The 9,001-nt window shown below is 71.0% G+C and carries 3 protein-coding genes; 2 read left to right on the forward strand and 1 reads right to left on the reverse strand.

The genetic code is table 11. The annotated features are described in order from the left end of the window. Positions 1–59: 59 nt before the first annotated feature. Positions 60–200 carry a hypothetical protein gene (locus tag ABD401_RS17980; protein ID WP_344607249.1) on the reverse strand — a complete coding sequence of 47 codons (141 nt, stop codon included), beginning with the start codon at positions 198–200 and terminating at the stop codon, positions 60–62. A gap of 201 nt (positions 201–401) precedes the next feature. On the opposite strand from ABD401_RS17980, the gene ABD401_RS17985 reads away from it, so the two are divergent. Next, entirely contained in the window at positions 402–6,776 is a 6,375-nt protein-coding gene (locus tag ABD401_RS17985; RefSeq protein WP_344607251.1) for a DEAD/DEAH box helicase, read from the forward strand. A gap of 3 nt (positions 6,777–6,779) precedes the next feature. Further along, a complete protein-coding gene (locus ABD401_RS17990) occupies positions 6,780–8,999 on the forward strand; it encodes a 3'-5' exonuclease (protein ID WP_344607253.1) in 2,220 nt (739 codons plus the stop codon). The last annotated feature ends 2 nt before the right edge of the window (positions 9,000–9,001 follow it).

The following is a 9,001-nucleotide window of genomic DNA, read 5'->3' on the forward strand; positions in this document are numbered from 1 at the left end:
TCAACCAGCTCGCAGGAACCGGAACCAGCTAACGGAGTCTCCATCAAACCCGGGGCGATTCAAATCGTCTGCACGTCGTAGCCGAACGACCGCAACTGACCTTCGAGGCTCTGGCGGACCGTCTCGCTGGGGACGCCGATGTCTCTGACCACGCCAATGATGAGCTCAACACCGATGCCTGGATCGGGTTCGCTGTGCACCTTCCACCTCGTTCCCGCCAGCCGATGCGATTCCGACCGAGGTTACGGACACCTTCTGACACTTCTCCGCGCGCGTGCGCCGGGGCATCGTGGGTTCAGGCGCAGCGGGCGCACCTCAACCCCGCGCAACGTGCGCGCCGATAGCCTCTGATCAGACTGCCGCGCAACGGCGTGGTCGAGTACGGCGTGAGGAGGCGCCCGGTGCCAGAGCTCTTGCCGAGTGTTCAAGCAGGGGCGATTCGAGACAGCCTGACCGATTACCTGACCACCACCTTCGCCCTCACGGACGAGGACGCCCGCCGGGCGCTCGCCGAGTTCCTCGGCGACCCGGCCAATGGCCTGTTCAAGGGCCCGTACGTCCGGCTGCGGCTACCGTTCCGCCCCGCGGCCGAGGGCTGGCGGGACGTCCTCGACTGGTTCCCGGAAGGCGCCCCGCCGCCCTACGGGCACCAGGCCGCGGCCTACGCCCGGCTGAGCAGCGCAGCCCTGTTCGGGCCGGAGCGGCGGCCGCAGCCGACGCTGGTCACCACCGGCACCGGGTCGGGCAAGACCGAGGCGTTCCTGCACCCGATCCTCGACCACGCGCTGCGCGCCAAACGGGCCGGCATCACCGGCACCAAGGCCATCGTGCTGTACCCGATGAACGCCCTCGCCAACGACCAGGCCGGCCGCCTCACCAAGCTGCTCGTGAACGACCCCGGCCTCGGGGGAGTGACCGCCGCCCTCTACACCGGCGAGAAGGGCAAGCTGCGCACCAAGGTCACCGCCGACGGGCTCATCACCGACCGGGCCGTCATCCGCAGCGACCCACCCGACATCCTGCTCACCAACTACAAGATGCTCGACCAGCTCCTGCTGCGCCGGGCCGACGCGGACCTGTGGGCCAAGAGCGCCCACAGCCTCCAGTACCTCGTCCTCGACGAGTTCCATACCTACGACGGCGCCCAGGGCACCGACGTCGCCATGCTGCTCCGCCGCCTGGGCCTCGCCCTCAAGAGCCACTGGGCCGCCGACGACCCGCAGTTCACCCCCGACGACTGGGCCCGGCCGCTCGGCCGCATCACCCCCGTCGCCACCTCCGCGACCCTCGGCGACGGCGGCGACCCCGCCACCATGCTCGAGTTCGCCGCCACCGTCTTCGGCGAACCGTTCCCCGCCGACGCGGTCGTCACCGAGACCCGCCTCGGCGTCGACGAGTGGATCGGCGATGCCCCCGCCCGGGTGGCCGCCGACGGGTACACCCCGGTCAACCTCGCCGCGGCCACCGGCGTCGACTGGTTCGGGTTCGCCGACCTCGGCCGCACCGACGGCGCCGCGCTGTGCCGGCAGGTCCTCGGCGCCCTGTACGCCCTCGACCCCGCCGAGACGGACGACCTCGACGCCGACCGTGCGCTCGACCTGCTCAAGGCGCACCCGCTCACCCCGCGCCTGCTGGAGGCAGCCCGCGAGGCCGTCCCGCTGCGCGACCTCGCGGTCACCCTGTTCGCCGACCACGCCGACGGCGCCGAGGAGTTCCTCGTCGCGCTGCTCGCGGCGTTCAGCCACGTCCGCGCGAAGGTCGGTCGCGCCGCCGCCAACGTCGACCTGCACCTCTGGGTCCGCGAACTCACCCGCATCGACCGCTCCGTCTCCGCGGTCCCGCGCTACCGATGGGCCGACGACGGCGAGCACGCCGACCACGCGGACGAGCCGACGGCGGACACCGGCCTCGCGCTCCCCGCGCTGTTCTGCCGCCACTGCGGCCGCTCCGGGTGGGGCGTCGTCCTCGCCCCCACCGGCCATGACCTCGACGGCGCCGACGAACAGATCCGCCGCCGCAAACTCGCCCGCGACGCCCGCTACCGTCCGCTGCTGCACGCCCCCACCGAAGGCGACGCCGTGATCGCCGAGGCCGCCGGGCAACCCGAACCTCGGCTCGTGCCCGGCCTGCGGTGGCTCGCCGTCCGCGAACGACAACTGCTTCCTCACCCACCCAGCAACACCGCCGACTTCCGCGGCGGCTCCGTGCTGCCGGTCCTCACCCACACCGGCGACGACGCCGGCGACCGATCCATCGACGACACCTGCCCCGCCTGCGGGCAGAAGGACGCGATCCGGTGGCTCGGTTCGGCCATCGCCACCCTGCTGTCCGTCACGCTGTCCACCCTGTTCGGGACCGAGAACCTCGACGAACGCGAGAAGAAGGCACTCGTCTTCACCGACAGCGTCCAGGACGCCGCCCACCGCGCCGGGTTCGTGCAGACCCGCTCCTACAGCCTCACCCTGCGCGCCGTGCTGCGCGAAGCCGTCGGCCGTGAACCGATCGACCTGCAAGCCCTCGTCGACCAGGTCATCGCCAACGCCGGCGACGACCGGCACCGCCGGTACCGCATCGTCCCGCCCGACCTCGCGGACAAGGAACAGTTCGAACCGTTCTGGAAGCGCGCCAAACTGCGCGAGGTCCCCACCGGTGTCCGCAACCGCGTCAAACTGCGCCTGCTGCTCGACGCGACACTGGAGTTCGGGCTGCAGTCCCGCACCGGGCGCACCCTCGAACGCACCGGGAGCGTCGCCGCCGAGGTGGCCGTCGGCCCCGCCGCACTGCTGCGTGCCGCCGACCAGGCCATCGAGGAGGCCGGCGGGCTCGGCACGCTCGACCTGATCGAGGGCCCCGACGCTGCCCGACGCACCGCCTGGGTCCGCGGCGTGCTCGAGCGCATGCGCGAACGCGGCGCCATCGAGCACAAGTGGTTCCACCGCTACCAGCAGGAGGACGGCGCCCGCTTCTCCATCTGGGGTGGTCGGCCCCGCGCCGAGGGCATGCCCGCGTTCCCCGCAGGCCGGCCCGCGCCCGGCTATCCGCGCGTCGGGGGAGTCAACGACAAACGCAGCGACCTCGACCCGGTCACCGCCACCCAGAGCTGGTACGCGCTGTGGACCGCGAAATGCCTCGGCCTGGACCCGCAGAACGGCTCGAAGCTCGCGCGGCTGCTGTTCCAACGCCTCGCGCAGGCCGACGTCATCACCGCCGTCACCTCCAAGTCCGGCGCCCAGATCTACCAGCTGCCCGCCTCGTCGATCGTCGTCGCCGAGGTGCCGCTCGCCGACCTCGCCGGCAAACGCCACGAACTGCTCTGCCCGACCTGCCAGGCGGACACCCCGGCCAGCCCCACCGTGGTCGCCCAACTCGACGGCGCCCCCTGCCTTGTCGCGCGGTGCAAGGGAACGCTGACGCCGGCCGCGCGGGCCGACAACTTCTATCGGCGCCTCTACGCCTCCGCGGACATGCGGCGCGTCGTCGCGCGCGAGCACACCAGCCTGCTGCCCGACGAGGACCGCCGCGCCTACGAGGACTCGTTCAGGTCCGCCCACGCCGAACCGCAGGCACCCAATGTCCTCGTGGCCACCCCGACGCTGGAGATGGGCATCGACATCGGGGACCTGTCCGCCGTGATGCTCGCCGGCCTGCCCCGCAGCGTCGCCTCCTACCTCCAGCGGGTCGGGCGCGCGGGTCGTCTCACCGGTAACGCGCTGTGCCTGTCCTTCGTCACCGGCCGTGGCGACCAACTGCCCCGGCTCGGCGATCCCCTCTCCGTCATCAACGGCGACGTCCGCCCGCCCGCCACCTACCTGGACGCCGAGGAGATCCTGCGCCGCCAGTACATCGCCTCGATCGCCGACGTCATCGCCCGCGACCCGAACGGTGTCCACCCGGCCACCGCCAAGGAGGCCATCGGAAGCACGGGCGAGGGCAGCTACCTCGGCTCGCTCATCGACCTCGCGGAGACCCGATCCACCGAGCTGCTCGACGCCTTCCTCGGCACCTTCGACGGGCTCGCCGACTCGGCGCGGGACCGGCTGCGCGAGTGGGCCACGCGGCCCTCCGGCGGGCCGGTGGGCAGTAGCGCGCTGGCCCAACGGCTGCACCACGCCTCGCAGCGGTGGGCCACCACCGTGGAGACCCTCGAGCACCGGCGCAAGGCCATTCACGCCTCGCTGCCCGACCTCCAACAGCGCGCCGAGGTCCTCGACTCCGAGGGCCGCCCGCAGAAGGCTCCCGGCGCCTCCGAGGAGGACGTCCAGGCCTACCGCAGTGCCAAGGCCGCACTGCGTCTGACGGACAGTCAGCTTGCTGACCTGCGCGGGGAGTACTGGATCGGAGTGCTCGAGGAGCACGGGCTGCTGCCCAACTACACCCTGCTCGGCGACGGCGTCGAACTGGACGTCGCGCTGTCCTACGTCGACCCCGAGAGTGGCGACTACCGCACGGATTCCCACCGCTACCGGCGCGGCGGCGCGATGGCGCTGCGCGAGTTCGCTCCCGGCGCCACCTTCTACGCGGGCGGGAGCCGCATCAAGGTCGACGCCATCGAACTTGGCCACGACGCCCAGGCCGTGCGGACCTGGATCCATTGCGCCGAGTGCGGTTACGCGCGCGACCTGGCCATCGAGGGTCCGGTCGCCACGTGCCCGCGGTGCGCGAGCCCCGGCATCGCGGATGTCAACCAGCGCATCGACGTCGTCGAACTCGAGCAGGTCTACTCCGCGATGCGTCGCGACGACGCCGCCATCACCGACGAACGCGACGAGCGCGACCGCGGCGTCTACACCATCCAGGTCGCGGCCGACATCGACCGCGACCGCATCACCCGCGAGTGGTACGTCGAGAACTACGGCTTCGGCGCCAAACACCTGCGCGACCTGACCATCCGCTGGCTCAACCTCGGACCGGCCGGCGCGAGGGGCCCGCAACGCGACATCGCCGGCGCGGTCCTGGCGCCCGCCCTCTTCCGGGTGTGCGCGGCCTGCGGCCAACTGGACACGGGCAGTGGCGTGAACATGCCGCACGAACACCGGCCCTGGTGCCCCAACCGGAAGCTCGCCGAAGAACGCGTCCGCACTGTTGCGCTGTCCCGGACGCTGCGCACCGAGGGCCTCGTCGTGCGCCTGCCCTACTCGGTGACCCTCGGCGACACCTTCGCCCTACCGAGCCTCTCCGCCGCGCTGCTGCTCGGCCTGCGCGAACGCCTCGGCGGGGCGCCCGACCACCTCCAGCTCGAGGTGATCGTCGACCCCACCGCGCAGAACGACGCCGCGAACCCGAAGGCGCTGCTGCTCCACGACGTCGTCCCCGGCGGCACCGGGTACCTCGCCGAACTCGCCGAACCCGCCGCGGTCTGGACGATCCTCCGGCGTGCGTGGGAACTGCTGCGGGACTGCGCGTGCCAGCACGAAGAACGCCTCGCGTGCCACCGCTGTCTGTTGCCGTTCGCCGCGCCGCACCTGGTCCGGCTCACCTCGCGGGCCGCGGCTGAGCGGCACCTGCGGGAGATCCTGACCGCCGACGGCGAGGGCGAACCGCCCGAGGCGATGAGCTGGACGTGCACCGAGACCGCCCATGTGGAGCAGGATCCGGAGTCCTGGCTGGAAAAGCGGTTCCGTCAGGTCCTGCTCGATCGGTTGAAGTCCATGGGCGCCACCGTCAGGGAACAGCCCACCTCCGAGGGCAACAAGCTGACCATCACCCTCGGCGGAGGCCGGGTCTGGACCCTCGAACCGCAGCAGAACATGCTCGGCTCCAAGCCCGACTTCGTCCTCCGCGGGCAGGGCGTCCCGGACCTCGTGGTCTTCACCGACGGCTGGAAGTACCACGCCAGCCCGTCCCACCCGCGCGTGGCCGACGACGCGATCAAACGCGCCACGCTCCGGGACAGCGGCCGCGTCGTCCTCGCCGTCACCGCGCCGGACATCGAGACCGCCCGGACGGGTACAACGCCCGAGCCGCCGCCGTGGTGGGAACCGACGATGCAGGGCGAACTCATGGCGATGTCGTCGGGTGCGCTGAACTCCACGTCCCTCAGTTGGGCCCTCGGCAATCCCATCGATCTCATGCTGGGTTGGATCCAGAACCCGCGCCCGGATGACCTGAGCCGGTTGGCGTCCTGGGTCCCGTGGTTCCTCGCCGGCCGGTCTCGTACCGGCGCCGACCTGGTCGTCGGGGGAGTCGTCGTCGAGTACGACGCGTTCACGGCACCGGCGGTGCGGGACGTCGACAACTCGTGGGTGTGGTCCCAAAACACGGTCGCCCTCGCCGCGACCGCCGACGGGGATCCGAGCGCAGCCTCGGTCGTTCTGAGCCTCGACGACCGCACGCATCAGCTCGGCGCAGACGGCGCCAAGGAGGCCTGGCGGGAGTGGCTCCGGTTGAGCAATCTGCTCAACCTCCGCACCCCGCCCGCGCACATCACCACACGCACGCTGCTCGAAAGCGGAGCTGAACCCGCCACCGAGACGACCACGACGCTGACCGTCACGATCCCGCCACCGTGGAAGAACCTGTACGACAGCGCCACTGACGCCGAGCGCGACGCGATCCTGCGGATGGCCTCGGACCCGCGCATAACCGTTCCCGAGCAGGGCTTGGAGACCGACGACGGGATCGCCCTCGGCCTCGCGTGGCCGGCCCAGCGAGTGGTGTCCGACGCGGGCATGAGCGAGGAAGACCTGGCCGACCTCGAGAAGCACCGCTGGACCGTGTGGCGCACGGACGGCGATCCGCCCCCTCGGCTCTCGCCCGACGATGACGGAAAGCGATAACTCATGCCGCAGATCGTGATGGCGCCCAGCAAGGGCGGCGACGTGGACACGTCGGTGAAGAAGCAGGCCTTCGCCTTCCTCGAGAAGCTCTCGACCGACGACAGCCTCGCCGGCCTCCACATCGAACCCATCGCCGGATGCATCGACGAGAGAGTTCGCACCGGCCGGGTCAACGACTTCTGGCGCGCCGTGCTGTTCAAGCTGCAAGGCCACGGCAAGGACGCCCACTACATCTACATCGGCGTCTGGCCGCACGACGAAGCCATCGCCATCGCGCGTAAATCGCGGCTGTCCGTCAATCCGGTCAACGGCATCGCCGAGCTCATCACCGCGACGGACGGCGCAGTCCCGGCGGCCGCCCCCGCGCGGCCGATTCAGGCGCCGAAGGCCGAAGCCCCGCCGTCCCTGCTCGGGTCGCGTGGATTCGATCTGCAGTCTCTCGTCGAGGATCTCGGCATCGACCCCGACCTCGCCCGCGCCGCGCTGGCGGCGACCTCCGAGGACGAGATGTTGGTCCTCGCCGAGACGGCGGTGCAGTGGCAGGGTCTGGCGCTGATCGACCTCGCGAGTGGCACTCCGTTGTGGACGGTCAAGGCCACGCTCGGTCTCGACACCCCGGTGGAGCCGCATCCTGAACCGGCCACGCCCGAGCAGGAGGACGACGCGCTCATCGCGGCGCTGCAGCATCCGGCGGCGAGGCTCCAGTTCGCGCTCATCGAGGACAACGAGGAACTGCGGAGGGCGCTGGAGGACGGCGATTTCGCTGCGTGGCGCGTGTTCCTCCACCCCGAGCAGCGCAAGTACGCGAGCCAGTCCTACAACGGGCCGTTCCGCCTCTCCGGCGGCGCCGGCACCGGGAAGACTGTCGTCCTCGTGCACCGGGCGCGGCATCTGGCTCGGCAGAACCCGGCGGCCCGGATCCTGCTCACGACCTACACCCGCACCCTCGCCGAGGCAATGGACCACGCACTCCAGCGGCTCGACCCGACCCTGCCGCGGGCGTCGAAGCTTGGTGATTCGGGCGTGTACGTGACGGGCATCGACGCCGCCGCCCGCGCCGTGCTCGTGGGCGCGAAAGACCTCGCGATGGATCTGGAGTCCGTCCTCGGTGTGCGGTCACCGGTGATCAGCGGCCGGACAGCGCAGAACGCCTGGGCGCAGGCCGCCGCGACGGTGCCCGAGTTGCCCGACGAGCTGAGCAGCGCCGCTTTCCTGAGCGCGGAGTACGCGATGGTCGTGCTGCCTGGACGCATCACGACCCGCGACGAGTACCTCACCGCACGCCGCCCCGGCCGTGGCGTGGCGTTGGACCGGAAGAAGCGGATCGCTGTGTGGGCGGCGATCGAGGCCTATCGGAGCGGGGCGTCCATCGAAGGAAGCATCGATTTCGCCGAGGTCCCGGCGGTCGCCGCCGCGCATCTCGACCGGACGGCCGGCCAGTCGGGTACTCCGCGTGTCGATCACGTCCTGGTGGACGAGGGTCAGGATCTGACGCCCGCTCACTGGCAGTTCCTCCGTGCCCTCGTCGCGCCCGGTCCCAATGACCTGTTCATCGCCGAGGACGCCCATCAACGCATCTACGGCCAGTCGGTGGTGCTCGGCCGCTACGGCATCCAGATCGTGGGCCGCTCGCAGCGGCTCCGGTTGAACTACCGCACGACGGCCGAGAACCTGCGGTACGCCGTGGGGGCGCTGAGCGGTGCCGCCTTCGTCGACCTCGAGGGCGAGCCGGAGGTTGCTGATTATCGCTCGGCGCGCAGCGGTCCGGCGCCGCGGATCATCCCGTGCCCCAGCCTGACGGCTGAACTCGATAAGGCGGCTGAGGAAGTGAGCCGTTGGCTGGCGGCTGGTGTCGAGCCGGAGGCAATCGGGTTGCTGGTCCGCGACTCCCACCAAGCGACGCAGCTCGCGCGGGGCCTGGACGACCGTGGCGTGGCGGTCCGCGTCGTCGAACAGGGCGCCCCGCGCCCCGGCCGGCCGCTGGTGATGACGATGCATCGCGCGAAGGGCATGGAGTTCTCGCGGGTCCTCATCGCCGGCGCCAACGCGGACCTGCTCCCGGCTGAGTACCTGCTCAAGGGTCTGACCGACGCCGACCGCATGGACGTACTCGCTCGCGAGCGGTCGTTGCTCTACGTGGCCATGACGAGGGCTCGGGACGAACTGCTCATCACCACCAGTGGTAGCCCGAGCAACTTACTGCCGACTACCGCTGTTTCTTGACC

The organism is Sporichthya brevicatena (assembly GCF_039525035.1).
Lineage (GTDB): Bacteria > Actinomycetota > Actinomycetes > Sporichthyales > Sporichthyaceae > Sporichthya > Sporichthya brevicatena.

What these genes read in the sequence shown, in the direction of transcription:
- ABD401_RS17990 (WP_344607253.1), top strand. Translation starts at nt 6,780, where the DNA reads ATGCCGCAGATCGTGATGGCGCCCAGCAAGGGCGGCGACGTGGACACG.